11 protein-coding genes are annotated in these 16,966 nt (G+C 54.0%); 7 read left to right on the top strand and 4 right to left on the bottom strand.

Going from position 1 to position 16,966, the window contains the following annotated elements; translation table 11 throughout:
• Positions 1–53: 53 nt before the first annotated feature.
• On the bottom strand, positions 54–2,105 hold the full coding sequence (locus AAC086_RS07795) for an ATP-binding protein (protein ID WP_339777328.1): 2,052 nt from the start codon (positions 2,103–2,105) through the stop codon (positions 54–56).
• 299 nt (positions 2,106–2,404) lie between these two features.
• On the opposite strand from AAC086_RS07795, the gene lepA reads away from it, so the two are divergent.
• Positions 2,405–4,210 carry a translation elongation factor 4 gene (gene lepA / locus AAC086_RS07790; RefSeq protein WP_339777325.1) on the top strand — a complete coding sequence of 602 codons (1,806 nt, stop codon included), beginning with the start codon at positions 2,405–2,407 and terminating at the stop codon, positions 4,208–4,210.
• A 134-nt stretch (positions 4,211–4,344) separates the two neighbouring features.
• Positions 4,345–4,803, top strand: coding sequence for a heme-degrading domain-containing protein (locus AAC086_RS07785; RefSeq protein ID WP_339777322.1), 459 nt, complete (start codon positions 4,345–4,347; stop codon positions 4,801–4,803).
• A gap of 43 nt (positions 4,804–4,846) precedes the next feature.
• On the opposite strand, the gene AAC086_RS07780 is transcribed toward AAC086_RS07785, so the two are convergent.
• The 3 genes from AAC086_RS07780 to AAC086_RS07770 all read right to left on the bottom strand — a co-directional run bounded on the left by AAC086_RS07780 (position 4,847) and on the right by AAC086_RS07770 (position 7,275).
• Positions 4,847–5,476, bottom strand: a complete 630-nt coding sequence (locus AAC086_RS07780) for a hypothetical protein (RefSeq protein ID WP_339777319.1) — start codon at positions 5,474–5,476, stop codon at positions 4,847–4,849.
• Positions 5,477–5,657: 181 nt separating this feature from the next.
• Complete coding sequence (locus AAC086_RS07775) at positions 5,658–6,224, bottom strand: PD-(D/E)XK nuclease family protein (protein WP_339777316.1); 567 nt, start codon at positions 6,222–6,224, stop codon at positions 5,658–5,660.
• 22 nt (positions 6,225–6,246) lie between these two features.
• Positions 6,247–7,275 (bottom strand): NAD(P)/FAD-dependent oxidoreductase, encoded by a 1,029-nt coding sequence (locus tag AAC086_RS07770; RefSeq protein WP_339777312.1) that lies wholly within the window; start codon positions 7,273–7,275, stop codon positions 6,247–6,249.
• Between the two features lie 256 nt (positions 7,276–7,531).
• On the opposite strand from AAC086_RS07770, the gene tsaE reads away from it, so the two are divergent.
• The 5 genes from tsaE to addA all read left to right on the top strand — a co-directional run bounded on the left by tsaE (position 7,532) and on the right by addA (position 16,877).
• Positions 7,532–8,008 (top strand): tRNA (adenosine(37)-N6)-threonylcarbamoyltransferase complex ATPase subunit type 1 TsaE, encoded by a 477-nt coding sequence (gene tsaE / locus AAC086_RS07765; protein ID WP_339777309.1) that lies wholly within the window; start codon positions 7,532–7,534, stop codon positions 8,006–8,008.
• The gene (locus tag AAC086_RS07760) at positions 8,005–9,168 is read left to right on the top strand and encodes a phosphotransferase (protein ID WP_339777306.1); all 1,164 of its coding nucleotides are present in this window, start codon (positions 8,005–8,007) and stop codon (positions 9,166–9,168) included. The genes tsaE and AAC086_RS07760 overlap by 4 nt, the downstream gene beginning before the upstream one ends.
• Positions 9,155–9,889, top strand: coding sequence for a nucleotidyltransferase family protein (locus AAC086_RS07755; RefSeq protein WP_339777304.1), 735 nt, complete (start codon positions 9,155–9,157; stop codon positions 9,887–9,889). Before AAC086_RS07760 ends, AAC086_RS07755 begins: the two co-directional genes overlap by 14 nt.
• 206 nt (positions 9,890–10,095) lie before the next feature.
• The gene (gene addB, locus AAC086_RS07750) at positions 10,096–13,338 is read left to right on the top strand and encodes a double-strand break repair protein AddB (RefSeq protein ID WP_339777302.1); all 3,243 of its coding nucleotides are present in this window, start codon (positions 10,096–10,098) and stop codon (positions 13,336–13,338) included.
• On the top strand, positions 13,335–16,877 hold the full coding sequence (gene addA / locus AAC086_RS07745; protein WP_339777299.1) for a double-strand break repair helicase AddA: 3,543 nt from the start codon (positions 13,335–13,337) through the stop codon (positions 16,875–16,877). The genes addB and addA overlap by 4 nt, the downstream gene beginning before the upstream one ends.
• Positions 16,878–16,966: the final 89 nt, after the last annotated feature.

The raw sequence follows: 16,966 nt of genomic DNA, 5'->3' as shown, positions 1-16,966 counted from the left end.
AGTTAAGACTGGCATTGCCAGCTTGCACTGTTTCATGGCGTTTTTCCAAGTCATTACAACCCTTCCTCGAACCCGCGCAGGGTGAAGATAAATGTTGCCCCGGGGTCACTGATCTGACGGGTGGTATCAAGCCAGATTTCGCCGCCATGTTGTTCAACGATTTTGCGGCACAGCGATAAACCAAGGCCGGTGCCGCTGAATTCATCTTTATGCAGGCGTTGAAACAGCCGGAAAATGCGCTGGGCATGTTCGGGATGAATGCCAATGCCATTGTCATGCAGGGTAAAGCGCCAGAAATCGGGCTTTTCGGGGTCGCGAACGGCTTTGATGTTAATCAGGGGCGGCACACCGGGCCGGGCATATTTGATGGCATTGCCAACCAGGTTTTGAAACAGCCGCGACAGGGCGATACGGTCGCCATATAAATGGGGCAGGGCGGCATGGATGATGGTCGCGTGGGTCTCGGTGATGGCTGCTTTCAGGTCGGCCTGGGCCTCGTTTAAAACTTCGTTGCAATCGATACAGGTTTGGTCCCCGCTGGTGCCGGTGCGGGCATATTCCAGCAAATGGGTAATCAGCTTGTGCATCCGTTTGGCGCCATCAACGGCGTAATTGATATATTCGTCGGCATCCGGCCCCAGGGTGCCGCTATAGCGCCGTTTAAGAAGCTGGGTATAGCTGGTGACCATGCGCAGCGGTTCTTGCAGGTCGTGCGAGGCGACATAGGCAAATTCTTCGAGCTCTTCGTTACTGCGTTTTATCCGGGTCAAGGCTTCGCGCAGCTTTTCGGCATTATCAACAAATTCGGTCACATCGCGCGCACTGCCCAGCATAACACCATCAAGCGGGCCAATGCAGTGCCATGCCAGCCAGCGCAAATCGCCGTTTTTATCGGCCATGCGAAAAATCAGTTCCGCACTGGGTTTTTGTCCGCTGATACAGTCGGCAAAGGTTTTGGTTGCTTCTTTGCGCTGATCTTCGGTGAACAGGTCGAAAAACGGGGTGCCGATGGCAAAATGCACCTTGTCGCCCAGCACATCTTCCAGGGCCGCACTAAAGCCGCGTAATGTTCCTTGTAAATCGACAGCAATCGCCGGTTCGGGCGAATGTTGCAGATAGGCCTCGAACGGATTGCAAATTTCCTGGCTGTCGGTGGTTTCAAGCAGCAAGATTGTGACAAAGCTTTCTCCTTGTTCGACATGGCGGGTGGCAGTCAGGTAAAAGCGTTGGCTGTGGCTGTCATCGGTATGCAGCGACACCATGGCAGCGATTCGGTCCTGGGGCCAGCGGTCCTCGATCAGGGCACCGCGTAGCTGGGCATAGGATGCCGGACCCAGAAGTTTGACGAAATCATTTGCCGTCGCCAGTTCGGGGCGGTTCGATTGGCCCAGTATTTCCGGCCAGTTCAGCCGCAGGTTAAGGGCGGCATGGGGTTTGGCAATACGCCACCCGATCAGGGCACAGCCAACATTTGACAGGCTGTTTTCAACATCACTGAAATGTACCGTCAGGTCAGATGCGCGGATATGCTGGCGTTTAAGGCGAATCCACAGCCAAACCGACAACAACGCCATTACGGCAAGGATCATGGCAAACAGCACCGCATGCAGGGCAAGGCCGCGAAACCATTCTTGCAGCAATGCCATTTTGGGCACCATCACGACCGCCATGCGATTAAGACGCGGCATGGCATGATAGGCCAGCATGATCGATTGTTGGCCGTGTTCGCAGGTCAGGCTGCCATCAATATTGTTGCGGTTTTTAAGCAGGGTTTCGCGCAGTTCCGTTGCCAGATGCGGCGGGAAACTGCCATGCAGCACATCAAGGTTGTTATCGACAACAACCAGCGAAATATTGTCCTGTCGGGTGGGAATGGAAAGCAGGTTGCGCTTGTTGGCCTGTGCGACCGAGATACTGATGGTTGAGACCAGCCGGACAAGTTCGGACCGTCCCTGTTCCAGGGCGCTATTATAAAGGGTTTTTTGAATAATACCGAATGATAACAAAACGATAAATGTGCCGCTTAGCGAAAGCAGCAACAAACGATGACGCAATGTGCGCAAGCTGCGCTGCGACAGAGATGGTTCAATGGCGGTCAGAAACATTGTACTGGACGCATCCCTGTCGATTTCCTCTATACGGATGAAGGACAAAAGCCTAAATAAACCGGCACCAGGCGTAAAGCGAGATTGCTATGACCCGGTGGTTGCTGTTAAACGATCCGCTTGTGATCGGGAATGGTGTTTTCATCGCAGACAGCGTCTTGCCGAAAAAGGCCTGTCTGGTTGTCTGCTGTCGCAGTCGTATCTTTGGCATGCTGACGCGGCACTTTGAACAATCTCCTTTTTCGATCTGCTGACGTTTCACTGGATATATCGATAGCTGATTGCTAGAAAAGCATCCCATGACCGATCTTAAACATATACGAAATTTTTCGATTATCGCCCATATTGACCATGGCAAGTCCACACTTGCCGACCGGTTGATTCAATTGACGGGTGGTTTGACTGATCGCGAGATGAATGAACAGGTTCTCGATTCGATGGATATCGAACGCGAACGGGGCATTACCATTAAATCGCAAGCAGTACGCCTGAAATATGTCGCCAGAGACGGGGAAGAATATACCCTGAACCTGATGGACACCCCGGGCCATGTCGACTTTGCCTATGAAGTCTCGCGATCATTGGCCGCGTGCGAAGGGTCGTTGCTGGTGGTTGATGCCGCACAGGGTGTTGAAGCCCAGACGCTGGCCAACGTTTATCAGGCAATGGAAAATAACCACGAAATCATTCCCGTTCTGAACAAGGTTGACCTGCCTGCGGCAGAACCTGATCAGGTCAAGGAACAGATTGAAGAGGTTATCGGCATTGATGCGTCGGACGCCTTGATGATCTCGGCGAAAACCGGGATGGGTGTGCCCGATGTGCTTGAGGCCCTGGTGACCCGTTTGCCTGCGCCGACGGGGGATGCCGATGCGCCGCTTCAGGTGTTGCTGATCGATAGCTGGTATGACGCCTATCTGGGTGTGATGATTTTGGTTCGGGTTAAGGAAGGTACGCTTAAACGGGGCCAGAAGGTCCGGTTTATGAATGCCAAGGTAACCCATACCATCGACCGTGTCGGGGTGTTTACACCCAAGCCGCTGGCCTTGGAACAGATGGGGCCGGGCGAAGTCGGCTTTATCAATTGTGGTATGAAAACCGTTGCCGAATGCGAAGTCGGCGATACGATTACCGAGGAAAAACGCCAGTGTGCCAAGCCGCTGGCCGGTTTTAAACCGTCTATTCCGGTGGTTTTCTGCGGTATTTTCCCGGTTGATACCAGCGAATACGATTCGCTGCGCGATGCGCTGGAAAAACTGCATCTTAACGATGCGTCTTTTCAGTTCGAGCCGGAAAACTCGACCGCTTTGGGGCTTGGTTTTCGTTGTGGCTTTCTTGGATTGCTGCATCTTGAAATTATTCAGGAACGGCTGGAACGCGAATACGAGCTTGACCTGATCACGACCGCGCCGTCGGTTTCCTACAAGATCCATTTGACCAATGACGAAGAAATCATGCTGCATAATCCGGCAGATTTCCCCGAAGTCACCAAGATCAAATCGATCGAGGAGCCATGGATCAAAGCGTCGATCATGGTGCCCGATGAATATCTGGGCGGTATTTTGACCCTGTGTACCGAACGGCGTGGCGTTCAGCTTGACCTGACCTATGTCGGGAATCGGGCGATGGCGGTTTATAAATTGCCGCTTAACGAAGTGGTTTTTGATTTTTACGACCGTCTGAAATCCATTTCGCGCGGCTATGCCAGCTTTGATTATGAACTGGCCGATTACGACGAAAGCGATCTGGTGAAGGTCTCGATTCTGGTGAATGACGAACCGGTCGATGCGCTGGCATTGATGGTTCACCGTGGCCAGGCCGAAACCCGTGGCCGTGCCATTTGTGGCCGGTTAAAGGATTTGATCCCGCGCCAGATGTTCCGCGTTGCCATTCAGGCGGCCATTGGCGGCAAGGTGATTGCCCGTGAAACCGTCTCGGCGCTACGTAAGGACGTGACGGCGAAATGTTACGGCGGCGATATTTCGCGTAAACGCAAACTTCTGGAAAAACAGAAGGCCGGTAAAAAGAAAATGCGCCAGTTCGGCAAGGTCGAAATTCCACAGTCGGCCTTTATCAACGCGCTTAAAATGAGCGACGATAAATAAGCCAACAGGCAATAAAGACCAAAGGCCGCGTCCGGCGATATATCGGGCGCGGCCTTTTTTATGTTGCGTGATGCCGAGGTGGTGCGTTTAGCTGATGAGCAGCGGCACCACAACTTTTGACAGGGATGACAGGCATGGATCTGGATTTATTGGCCCGGCAGGAAAACGACCTGGTTTTTGAGGCGTTTGACGAAAACACGGCCTGGAAAGTGGGATCGGCCCTGGTGGAAGTGGCCCATGCCCGCGATGCACCGGTTGTGGTCAATATCCGCACCCCGAACCGCACTTTGTTTCACGCGGCCCTGCCCGGGGCGGTGCCCGCCAATGATGAATGGGCGCGGCGCAAAAGCAACCTTGTCTTGCGCGAACATCAATCATCGCGCCGGTTTGGCATAGTTTTGCAAAGCAAAAACAAAACCCTCGCCGATCATGGCCTTGATGTCGCCGACTATGCCGACCACGGCGGCAGCTTCCCGCTGCGCGTTAAGGGCGCGGGCGTGATAGGTGCGATTACCGTTTCCGGGCTGGCATCGGCCGAGGATCATGCCCTGATTGTCGAGGTTTTAGAAGGGTTTTTACTGTTTAAAAGTTGATTTCAACTTCTTGTTTTTTTAAGCGTGGTCCTTTAATTATTTTTTAATTTCTGTTGATTAAATTTTCGAATTTTTCAAGTGCATCCCGTGTTATTTTTTTAAGCTTATCAATGTTTATTTTTTTTTCTTTTTCGGGGTGCGTTACATCGGTGATGCTCCAGTATAATCCATCTTCAATATTTAGTTTTGGCCAATGATCTTCATTTAAGAATAGCTCATGTGTTATGTTTTTGTTTTTGCGTTCTATTTTTATTCCAGATTGAATTTTTGGAATTGATTGGACGCTCACTGCGAATGTGATTGATATGTCTTTTTCATTTTTGACATGAAATTTTTTTCTGAAATCTGAATATTCCCACAGTTGGGTTTGTTTGTAATTGCAAATTATTTCCTGATTTTCACTTAAAGTTAGCTCTGTTAGAAATCCGTCTGCGAGAATTTCTTTTATATGTGGCCTCCAAATGGTTTCCCATAAGTCGAACATGAATTCTGCGAATTCACATTGAATTTGTTGGGTGTAAAGATTTGCACGATAAAAATCTTTTAAATCTGTCCAGTCAATATTAGGCGGCACACGGGTGCTCTTCATTCCCAGGATGTGTTCTACCGCACTTTCAATTACCGAGTTGTTGAAGTAATCATATAAATTTTGTGGAATTTGAATTATGTCCATTTTTCACTTCTTGAATTAATTTTTTACACGATTCCAAAGTGTTTTTCTGAATCTGCGAAAATCATCGTCGTCATGGAAACTTGTCTTAATTTTCTCATATTCCAGTAGTAAGGAACTCCAGGATATCCATTTCCAAGAGTTGTTTTCTTTTAACTGTTCGGTAGTGGTTCGGGTTCGTGCCTCAGAAATAACATAAAAATAATAATTGTCGAATTTTTCTCTTCTTTTTTTTTGTGTTTTTTAAGTAGGATCTTAATTGATTTTTTCTTAATTCGTAATTTAATTTTGCTTCAATTGTAATTTGATTGCGCATTGCTCCGTCCTCCCATTTTATGATCAGGTCAATGCGCGTGTTGTCGTTATTTCGGAATTCTGCCTCTACACTTTGATTTTCAACTTTACTGGGTATCCCAATGGCAGAAACTAGCGTCTGTACTCTTGAACGATTTTGAGATTCATTTCCAGAGTTCAAGAAGTAAGCTAACCCTTTTGTTACTTGTGTTTCTATTAAAGATAACCATTCATAGGGGGCGAGTTTGAGGAAATGATCGGCGCGATCAATGCAGTATATTGAGCTTATCGCTCTTTTGTATTCTTCCGGGCGAGAGGGAATTTTCTGCTCTTTTACGTAGCTTTTCAAGAAAACTCGCAGGTCTTTGTTTAAAAGGCCGCTAACCCGGTAAACTGGGGCAGAGCTGAAGGTGACATTTGTTTTTACCGCTAAATATTTATAGTCAACTTTAAGCATTTGCCATGTCTCTAAAGTTAATTCATTCGTTCGGAACGCCAGTGGTTGTTGAATATTCGAAATGAAATTCTTTATCCGGGAACAGATAGCTGCGCGCGCTGTGAATGGCGCTTGCCCCTTCGGCGAAACCCGACAGGATCAGTTTGAGTTTGTGGTCATAATTGGCAATATCGCCAATGGCGTAAATACCCGGAACGGAGGTTTCCATGGTTGCCTGTTTGACACCAATATGGTTGCGCTCCAGATTCAGGCCCCAGTCTGCAATCGGCCCCAGTTCCATCGCCAGGCCAAAGAATGGCAGCAAATGATCGGCTTTAAGGTCAAGCTCTTCACCCTTCAGTGTTGCCACCGTTACATGGCTAAGTTTGCCGGTCGTTGTGTCGCCTTTAAGGCCCTTTAGCTGATAGGGGATGACCATTTCAATTTTGCCCGCGTCGGCAAGGGCAGTGAGCTTGGCGCTGCTATCTGGCGCGGCGCGAAATTTGGGGCGGCGATGCACGACATAAACCTTGTTTGCGATGTCATGCAGCGAAAGCGCCCAATCAACCGCCGAATCGCCACCACCGGCGATGACCACGTTTTTACCGGCAAAATCGGCCCGGCGTTTAACGTAATACTGAACCCCGCCAGACCCTTCAAAATCGTCCAGCCCGTCCATCGGCGGCTTGTTGGGGCCAAAGGCGCCGCAACCTGCGGCAATGACCACGGCACCGGCATCAATCACGGTGCCAACCGAGGTTTCGAGCGTAAAGCGGCCATCATCGCGTTTTTCAAGTTTGGTAACCTGTTGGCCCAAATGGTAGGTCGGCTCGAACGGGGCGGCTTGCTTGGCAAGCTGGTCAATCAGGTCCTGCCCGGTGATTTGCGGATGGGCCGGGATATCGAAAATCGGTTTTTCCGGGTAAAGGGCGCTGCACTGCCCGCCGACCATGTCGAGCGCATCGATGACATGGGTTTTCAGCCCCAGCATCCCGGCTTCAAATACGGCAAAAAGCCCGACCGGGCCTGCGCCAATGATGGCAATATCCGTGCTGTGCGACGCTTCCGACATCTTGATTCCATTCCAAAAAACAAAGGGCGTAAACCGGGTGTAAACCTGTCTGGGCGAAATAGCATTTTGTCCCCGCTATCGCAACGTTATCCGCCTTTATCGGCCTTGGGCCGTATTGCGTTGACGGGGTTTTAACCGGCCAAGGTTACAATAAAACGGCTGTCAAAAGCATTGCGAAATCGGCCTTTCTGCCCGTAAAACAGGGAAAAGACCGACAAATTTTGTCACATCACTGTGAGAACGGGCACTGGCACCAATGGAAAAAATCGTCGATATCAAAAATCAGGCCGGGACCGAAAAGCTGGCCGCCCGCCTTGCCGCCATTGCGCAGGCCGGTGATGTGATCTTGATGCACGGCACCCTTGGCATGGGCAAAAGTGCCTTTTGCCGTGCCTATATTCGCGCCCTGGCTGATAACCCGAACGAAGAAGTGCCCAGTCCGACCTTTACCCTGGTGCAGGTCTATGAGCTGGAACCCTTGCCGGTATGGCATTTTGATTTGTACCGTTTGTCCGACCCAGAAGAAGTGCATGAACTTGACATCGAAGATGCCTTTAACGAGGCCGTCAGCCTGATTGAATGGCCCGACCGGCTGGAATATCTGACACCGGAAAACCGATTGGATATTTATATCGAACCCGGATCGATCCCGGATGCCCGCCAGATTAAGCTGGTGGCGCACGGCGATGACTGGCAAAAACGGTTAAGCCAGATGCCCGGAAACGCATTATGAACCCATTTGCAAACGAGCCGCGCGGACACCTTATCGAGGGGTTTTTGCGCCAGCATGGCTGGAAGGATGCCGTGCGTGAGAAACTGGTCGATGATGCATCGGCCCGCCAATATTGGCGATTAAGCCGGGGTTATGACACCGCGTTGCTGATGGATTTTGCCCCCGATGCCGTGTCGATTGACCCGCATGGTCTTAGCGATACGTCAGAACGCCCCGCCTCGATTGTGCCGGTTCTTAAGACGACTGCGTTGTTTTCGGGGTTGGGGTGGCGGGTGCCGGGTATTTTTGCCAGTGATACGCAGCAGGGTTTGGCGATTATCGAGGATTTTGGCGATCTGACCTTTACCAAGGCCCTGAAAATGGGCGAAATTGCCCCTGCCAGTTTGTATATCCGGGCAACCGATGCCCTGGTGGATTTGCATCGCCATGTGGATCGTGCCGTTTTGGATGATAGCCCAGCGAACCGCAACCTGGCCGAACTGGTGCATTATCAGCCCGAAAATTTGCGCCGCCAGCTTGCCAGTTTTTGTCGCGATTATTTGCCACTGGTTTTGGCCGACGTCCCGGCGCGCCAAAAAGCGACACAGGATTTTAATCGCCTTTTAGACGATATTTTACCCCAGTGCTGGCAGGCGGGCGAAACCGTTATTCACCGCGATTATCATGTTGATAACTTGATGCTGGTTGATACCGATGATGGCGGGGTTGATTGCGGAATTATCGATTTTCAGGATGCGGCCATTGCCCCGCGCCCCTATGACCTGGTGTCATTGTTGCGCGATGTGCGCCATGATGTCGGGGCGGGGTTGGAACGTGCGATGCTGGACCGCTATCTGGCGGCGTTTCCGGCGATGGATGAGGCGGCATTTTACCGCGCCTATATTGCCACGGGCATGGTGCGCAATTTTCGCATTTTAGGCCGGTTTGGCTGGCTGGCCCGCGAAAGTGCCAAAACCCGGTATCTGGAATTTATTCCAAGGTGCTGGGAGTTGATCCTGCGCGGGGCAGATGAAAATTTGCCGCAACTCGCTAGCTGGGTTGAAAGGCATATTCCCGCCAGGGCCCGGTTCGAACCCGCTTTTAATCCGATTGTTGACCCGGCCATTCCCCGTGCCATTCCCCCGGCCACACCAGAACATGGACCCGATGATGAGCAATAATGTGCATCCCGTTTTAAAACCGGCACAGGCAATGGTGCTGGCCGCAGGATTGGGCAAACGTATGCGCCCGATCACCGACCATATTCCCAAACCCCTGATCACGGTGGCGGGCAAGCCAATGTTGGACCATGTTTTGGACCGGTTGGGCGATGCCGGGTTTGACCGGGTGGTGGTTAATTATCATTACCTTGGCGAAATGATAGCGAAACATGTGGCACAGCGCGATTTTCCGTCGGTTGTTTGTTCGCCAGAGGCCGATTTGCTGGAAACCGGCGGCGGGGTGCAAAATGCGCTGCCGATGCTCGATGAAAATGCGGTTTTGGTCGCCAATGCCGATATGTTCTGGACCGAAGGCAAAGACCCGCTTTTTACCCGCATGATCGAGGCATTTGATGCCGACCATATGGATTGCCTGATGGCGATAGCCCCGGTGCAGGGGGCGTTTGGCTATGACGGGGCAGGCGACTTTTTTTGGCAGGTCGATGGGCGGTTAAAGCGCCGGGGCGATGCGGCCAGTGCACCATATTTTTTCACCGGGGTGCAAATTTTAACCCCCCGACTGTTTGAGGACATTTTGCCGGGCAATTTTTCGCTTAATATTATTTACGACCGGGCCTTGGCAAAGGGGCGCTGTTACGGGCTGGTGCATGATGGCGGCTGGTTTCACATTGGCACACCCGAAGCCCTGCGCGACGCCGAGGATGCGATTGCCGCGTCGTAAAACAGTGTAATTGCGGTGCTTAACTGGCCCAGTGCTGCGCGCCAGGTTTTTGTTGTGTGTCCGCAGCGTATAAAACGATGATTGGCAGGGTGCCATCCCGGTTATATTCGCGCTACTCTGCATGATCGGTATCATCGTTATTTCTACATAAATACGGACCATCGGATTTTCCCCGTCGGACGTGTTTTTTTCAGACAGGGACAATAATGACGGATAATCTGTTTTACATCCCGCCGGGTGCCCCATTTGCCGATATGCTGGCACAGCAATTATTGCGCGAAACGGTGGATCAGCGCGTGATTTTGTCCGATACGTTGCTTTTGGTGCCCAATCGCCGGTCTTGCAAGGTGATGCGCGATGCCTTTTTGCGCCAGACGCAGGGCAAGGTCACGCTGCTTCCCACCATTCGTCCGTTAGGCGAGGCCGATGAAGACGAACTGGCAATGTTTGGCCGCGCCGATCAGGATGTGGTGCTTGATTTACCGCCTGCCATTCCGGATTTGCAACGAAAATTGCTGCTGACCCGGTTGATCATGTCGCGCGCCGATTACAAAGGTGAAAAACCAACGGCCGACCAGGCGGCACGGCTGGCAGGGGAACTGGCCCGCTTTTTAGACCAGGTGCAAACCGAAAATTGCAAATTTGATGACCTTGAAGGTTTGGTGCCGACCGAATTTGCCCAACACTGGCAATTAACGCTGGAATTTTTGCAAATCCTGACCACATTTTGGCCCAATATTTTGGCCGACCAAGGGGTGAGCGACCGTGCCGCCCGGCGCAACGCCATGATCGCGGCCCAAATTGAGCTATGGGCCGTTAATCCGCCCGACTATCCGGTGATTGTGGCCGGGTCCACGGCCCCGTTCCCCGCATTGCGCACGTTGGTTGGCGCGGTTTTAAACCTGCCACAAGGGCGGGTGGTGTTGCCGGGGTTAATGAGTGGCCTGTCGGCAGGCGATTGGCTGGCGATTAACGGGGATGCCGCCCATCCACAACATTTGCTTGCCCGGTTGTTAAACCAGATTGAGCGTACGGCGGATGATGTTTTGCCTTGGGGGGGAGAAGATGGGGGCAACGATGGCAGCAATGCTGGCGTGCCGTTGGAAGGTGCCGCCTTTCAAAAATCGGCAATTGCGCCTGCGATGCGTGATTTGTTTGAGGATGGCAATGAAGATGCCAGCGTTTCTGTGCCGCCCGTCGCATCCCCCCTGCATACCGCTGTAACGTCGGGCAATGCACGCTATGAACGGCGGCGACTGGCACGCGAAGCATTGCGCCCGGCCCAAACCACCGATCAATGGCGCTATATTGATGATTTTGCGCCCGATGTTCTCGATGGCGTGTTGCGGGTGGATTGTTCCGGTGCGCGCGAAGAGGCGGCAACCATTGCCCTGATGATGCGCGACGCGCTGGAGGACCCGGGCAAGACCTGTGCGCTGGTCACGCCCGATCGCGGGTTGGCCCGCCGGGTGGCAACCGAATTGCGGCGCTGGGAAATTGATGTTGATGATTCCGCCGGGGTACCCTTGCATGATACGGCCCCGGCCATTTTCATGCGGCTGGTGGTACGCACAGTGCAGGAACAATTTGCCCCGGTGCCGTTGCTGGAACTGTTAAAACACCCGTTATGTGCGGCTGGTTTACCCCCCGAAACGTTTCGCACCCAAACCCGCCTGCTGGAATTGAAAATTTTGCGCGGCCCACGCCCGGGGCCGGGATTGGCCGGTTTGGTCGATGCAATTGATGGCTGGCGTGATGAAACGATTCACCGCATCACCAGCGCCGATGCGGTGAATGCAGCCCCGCGGATCGAACGTATTCGCGATGATCATCAACGTTTGCATCACCTGGTCGAAGCCCTTGCGGCGGCTTTGTCGCCGTTGCTTGATTTGATGGCAGATAAAACCGTGCTGCCGGTCGAGGCGCTGCGCACCCATGTGCGGTGTTGCGAAACATTGGCGGCCAGCGACCAGCAAAGCGGACCGGATCGTTTGTGGCGCGGCGATGCGGGCGAGGCCCTGGCCGATTTTGTCTATGAATTGTTGCAGGCCTTGCCGGGCTTTGATGCCCTGCAAGGCGCACGTTATGGCGCGTTTTTAGATGCCTTGATGGCCGAACGGGCGGTGCGCCCAAGGTTTGGTAAACATCCGCGTTTGTTTATTTGGGGCACGGTCGAAGCCCAGATGCAGCAGGCCGATTTAACCATATTGGGCGGGTTAAACGAAGGCGTCTGGCCGCCCGATGCCGGATCGGACCCGTGGATGAGCCGCCCGATGCGCGCTAAATTTGGCCTGCCCGCCCCCGAACATCGCATTGGCCAGTCCGCCCACGATTTTCAGCAATTGTTTTGCGCGCCAAAAGTGGTGATGACCCGCGCCTTGCGCGTGGGCGGCACGCCAACCGTGCCGTCGCGGTGGTTGTTACGGATTGAAAACCTTCTGCGCAAGTCTGGCGTGGCGATGGAAAAGGCAGATGCCACACAGTGGCGCCGCCTCGCCGATCAACTGGATGAACCCACGGCAGAAATGCGCGTGCGTGTGGGTCGCCCGGCACCGACCCCGCCGGTCGCGGCCCGGCCCAACCGCCTGTCGGTCACGCAAATTGAAACATGGATGCGTGACCCTTATGCGATTTATGCCCGCCATATTTTAAAATTGCAAAGTCTGGACGATATCGACCTGGACCCCGGTGCGGCCGATTATGGCAATTACATTCACGAGGCGCTGGACCGGTTTATCAGCCAGTATCATGACTATTTACCCGCCGATTCTGAAGCCCGGCTGATGGCGATTGGCGAAGAGGTTTTTGCCCCGCTAAAAGCCCGTCCCGGGTTATGGGCGTTCTGGTGGCCCCGGTTTGGGCGCATTGCCAAATGGTTTGTGCAAACCGAAGCCGGGCGGCGCGATTATTTGCGTGCATCCTATACCGAACGCAGCGGCAGCCTTGTTTTAGGATCGGGGTTCGAGGTTTACGCCCGTGCCGACCGGGTGGATGTGCTGCGCGATGGCGGCATTGCGATTATTGATTATAAAACCGGTGTGCCACCCAGCGCAAAGGACGTGATTAACGGGTTTGCCCCGCAATTGCCGCTGGAAGGGGCGATTGCAGAGCAGGGCGGCTTTAATGACGTGGATAAAGGTCCGCCCGCATCCTATGCGTTTTGGAAGCTATCTGGCGGGGACCCGGCAGGGGAAATTCGCGAAATTGATACCGCACGGATGAAAACCACGCCGCATGATCTTGCGCGCGATGCGGTTGCCGGGGTGGCCGCCCTTGCCACGGCCTTTGCCGACCCGCAAACCCCGTATTTAAGCGTGCCCCACCCCGATAACGCTCCGAAATATTCCGACTATGTGCATTTGTCGCGGGCGCGCGAATGGATGGGCAGCGAAGAAACGGGTGATGGGGAACCTGCCTTGGCAGCCATCACCGCCGGAGACGAGAAATGAGCAATTCTGTTGAGGATGCCAGAATGCATGTTGCGGATAATCGCCCGCCTGTGCCGTTAACCGGGCGGGATGGCGGCGGGGATGACCCCAATGTGTTGCAGCGTATGGCATCGGACCCGATGGCATCGGTGTGGGTGTCGGCATCGGCCGGGGCGGGTAAAACCAAGGTGCTGTCGGACCGGGTCTTGCGCCAGATGTTATCGGGCACCGAACCGCACCGCATATTGTGCCTGACCTTTACCAAGGCCGCCGCCGCCGAAATGGCCAACCGGGTGAATGAACGGCTGGGCCGCTGGGCAACGATGGATGATGCCGATTTACAGCGCGATCTGGCCGAACTGGCCGGGACGGCACCGGGTGCGGATGAAACGCGCCGCGCGCGCCGTTTGTTTGCCAGTGTGCTTGACGCGCCAGGCGGGATGAAAATTCAAACCATTCATGCCTTTTGCCAATCCTTGTTGCGCCGGTTTCCGTTGGAAGCCGGGCTGGCCCCGCATTTTGAAATTATGGATGACCGTACCGCAGCCGAAACGATGGCCGATACGCAGGAAGAAGTGCTGGCCTATGCACGTAGCGGACAGGACCCGATCCTGACCGATGCGCTTTCGGTGGTGACAGGGCAGGTTCGCGAAGGGGCCTTTGGCGATGTGATGCGCGATCTGGCCCGTGAACGGGGCCGGTTAAAACGGATGCTGGATTTTCATCATGGCCGTGATCGCATGTGTGATGCGGTTTATAAATCGTTGGGCGTGGCACCGGGGCAAACGGCCGATATGATGTTGCGGGCCGCCCTGTCCGACGGGGCGTTTGATCGCGACGGGTTGATGATGGCGCTGGCCGCCCTGGAGGCCGGGACAAAAACCGATAAGGACCGCGTGCCCGCCCTGGCGCAGTTTTTGGAAAAAACCGATATTGATGCCCGTATCGCGGTTTTTAGCGATTATCGCAGTGTGTTTTTTACCGTCTCCACCGGCGCGCCGCGCGCAAAGCTGATTACCAAAAAAGCGGGCGAAAATCACCCCGCCGGGGCCGATGCGCTGGAACAGGAATGTGCGCGGCTGGTGGAACTTGAGAAAAACCGCAAGGCAGCGATGCTGGCGGAATCGACAACCGCCCTGATTTGCATGGGCGAAGCCATGCTGGCGCGCTATGCCCGCAAAAAGGCGCTCCATGCGTGGCTGGATTATGACGACCTGATTTTAAACAGCGTGCGCCTTTTGGAACAACAGGCCGGTATGGCCGGATGGGTGTTGTTTAAACTCGACGAAGGGCTGGAACATATCCTGATTGACGAAGCCCAGGATACCAACCCGGACCAATGGAAGGTTGTGCAAATTCTGGCCGAAGAATTTTTCAACGATGCCAGCCAGCACGAAGATAAACCCCGCACCATCTTTGCCGTTGGGGATGCGAAACAATCGATTTACAGTTTTCAGCGTGCCGATCCGGAAAAGTTCGCCGAAATGCGTCGCCATTTTGCCCGGCGTGCCGCCGAGATTGAAGCCGAATGGCGCGAAGTGCCGATGAACATATCGTTTCGCTCGACCGATGCGGTTTTGGGCGTGGTGGACAAGGTGTTTGCCGGGCCAATTGCCCGCCAGGGTGTGGGCGATGAAGGCCGCGATGTTGCCCACCAGGCTTTTCGTCAGGGCCATGCCGGGCGCATCGAATTATGGCCACCGGTGGCCCCGCTGGCGCGTGAAGAGCAAGAACCCTGGACCCCGCCGACTAAAATTGTGCGCCTTGATGACCCGGAAATAAGGCTGGCGCGCGTCATTGCCGGGCATATTCGCCATGCAATCGATAGAGGTGAAGTTTTGCCGTCGCGCGGGCGACCGGTGCGGGCTGGTGATTTTATGATTTTGGTGCGCCGTCGCACCGCCTTTGTCGACGAGGTGGTCAAGGCGCTTAAGGAACGCAACGTGCCGGTGGCCGGTGTGGACCGCATGGAAATTACCGAACAGCTGGCCGTGATGGACCTGATCGCCTTTGGCCGGTTTTTGCTGATGACCGATGATGATTTGAATTTGGCAACCTTGCTGAAAAGCCCGATCATTGGTTTTAGCGAAGATCAGTTGTTTCATTTGGCCCATAACCGCAAGCGGACATTGTGGCATGCGCTGCGCGAACGGGCCGGGGATGACCCGGTATTTGCGCGGGCCTATGGCTTTTTGGCGCGTTGGCTGGGCAGGGTGGATTATGAACGCCCGTTTGAGCTGTATGGCGAATTGCTGGGCGGGCGCGGCGAGGGGGCACGCGGGGTGCGCGCCCGCCTTGTGGGCCGGTTGGGCATTGAAGCCAATGACCCGATAGACGAATTTTTGAACCTGGCGATGAATTACGAGACCGAACATGCCCCGACTCTGCAAGGATTTTTGCACTGGTTGATGGCAGGGGATGCCGAGATTAAACGTGACCTTGAACAAAGTGGTCGCGATGAAGTGCGGATCATGACGGTGCATGGGGCCAAGGGCCTTCAGGCCCCGATTGTGTTTTTGCCCGATACCCTGCAGGTGCCAACCCAGGCCCCGAATCTGTTTTGGCAGGATAAAGACCAGTTGATGTTCTGGTTGCCCCGTGTGGCGCTCGAAAATGACCGGGTAAAGCTGTTGCGTGATGACATCGCCTTGAAACGCGATCAGGAATATAACCGGCTTTTATATGTCGCCCTGACCCGGGCCGAAGACCGGCTTTATATTTGTGGCTGGCAGGGGCAGAAAACCCCGCCCGAACATTGCTGGTATAATTTGTGTGAAGCGGCGCTGCGCGAACTTGCATCGCCCGATGACATGGATTTTGGCACGCTTTCGCCGTCTGGCTGGCAGGGAAAGGGCTTTGTTTGGGAAACGAAACAGGTTGTGGAACCCAAGCTGGACAAGGGTGTTTCCGGGATGGCCGCTGATGGGGCGGATGCTCTAAAAGATGATGGGGGTATGCGAAAACTGATCCGGGCGGTGGCCCCCGAAGAGGTGTTTCCGCCGCGCCCCCTGGCACCTAGTCGCCCGCTGGAAGATGAACCATCGGTGCAATCGCCCTTGGGCGGGGATCAGGGGCAAAGTTTCAAACGCGGGATTTTGATCCATAAATTGTTGGAACTGCTGCCCGACCTGTCACGTGATCGCCGGTTTGATGCCGCTGAACGGTTTTTAGGCCAGCCGGTCCATGGGTTGGAGCCCGACCAGCAGTTTGAAATTGCCAATGAAACACTGGCGATTTTTGATAACCCCGATTTTGCGCCGATATTTGGCCCCGCATCGCGCGCCGAGGTACCCCTTGTGGGCATTGTTGGTGGCGATGTGGTTTCCGCCCAGATCGACCGGTTGGTGATTACACGTGATGAGGTCATGATTGTTGATTATAAAACCAACCGTCCGCCCCCGCGTGACGTTGCCCAAACACCCATGACATACCGGCGGCAAATGGCAATTTATCGCGATGCATTGACCCAGATGTATCCCGATAAAACCATTCGCTGTCATATTCTATGGACCAACGGCCCATGGATGGTAGAACTGCCCGAAAGTTTGATGCGACTGTAACGCGCTTGACCTTTGGGCTTTGCCTGCCTACCTTTGCTTCCATAAGCGGATCGAGGTTGCCCGCTTGGGTGTTTGACCTCGTAACAACT

The sequence above is a fragment of the uncultured Thalassospira sp. genome, from assembly GCF_963976115.1.
Lineage (GTDB): Bacteria > Pseudomonadota > Alphaproteobacteria > Rhodospirillales > Thalassospiraceae > Thalassospira.
The sequence above is the reverse complement of the archived record's forward strand: the minus strand, read 5'-3'. Positions and strand labels throughout refer to the sequence as shown.

Coding starts and splice junctions, on each gene's coding strand:
- AAC086_RS07795 (WP_339777328.1), bottom strand. CDS start 2,105: ATGTTTCTGACCGCCATTGAACCATCTCTGTCGCAGCGCAGCTTGCGC.
- lepA (WP_339777325.1), top strand. CDS start 2,405: ATGACCGATCTTAAACATATACGAAATTTTTCGATTATCGCCCATATT.
- AAC086_RS07785 (WP_339777322.1), top strand. CDS start 4,345: ATGGATCTGGATTTATTGGCCCGGCAGGAAAACGACCTGGTTTTTGAG.
- AAC086_RS07780 (WP_339777319.1), bottom strand. CDS start 5,476: ATGGACATAATTCAAATTCCACAAAATTTATATGATTACTTCAACAAC.
- AAC086_RS07775 (WP_339777316.1), bottom strand. CDS start 6,224: ATGCTTAAAGTTGACTATAAATATTTAGCGGTAAAAACAAATGTCACC.
- AAC086_RS07770 (WP_339777312.1), bottom strand. CDS start 7,275: ATGTCGGAAGCGTCGCACAGCACGGATATTGCCATCATTGGCGCAGGC.
- tsaE (WP_339777309.1), top strand. CDS start 7,532: ATGGAAAAAATCGTCGATATCAAAAATCAGGCCGGGACCGAAAAGCTG.
- AAC086_RS07760 (WP_339777306.1), top strand. CDS start 8,005: ATGAACCCATTTGCAAACGAGCCGCGCGGACACCTTATCGAGGGGTTT.
- AAC086_RS07755 (WP_339777304.1), top strand. CDS start 9,155: ATGATGAGCAATAATGTGCATCCCGTTTTAAAACCGGCACAGGCAATG.
- addB (WP_339777302.1), top strand. CDS start 10,096: ATGACGGATAATCTGTTTTACATCCCGCCGGGTGCCCCATTTGCCGAT.
- addA (WP_339777299.1), top strand. CDS start 13,335: ATGAGCAATTCTGTTGAGGATGCCAGAATGCATGTTGCGGATAATCGC.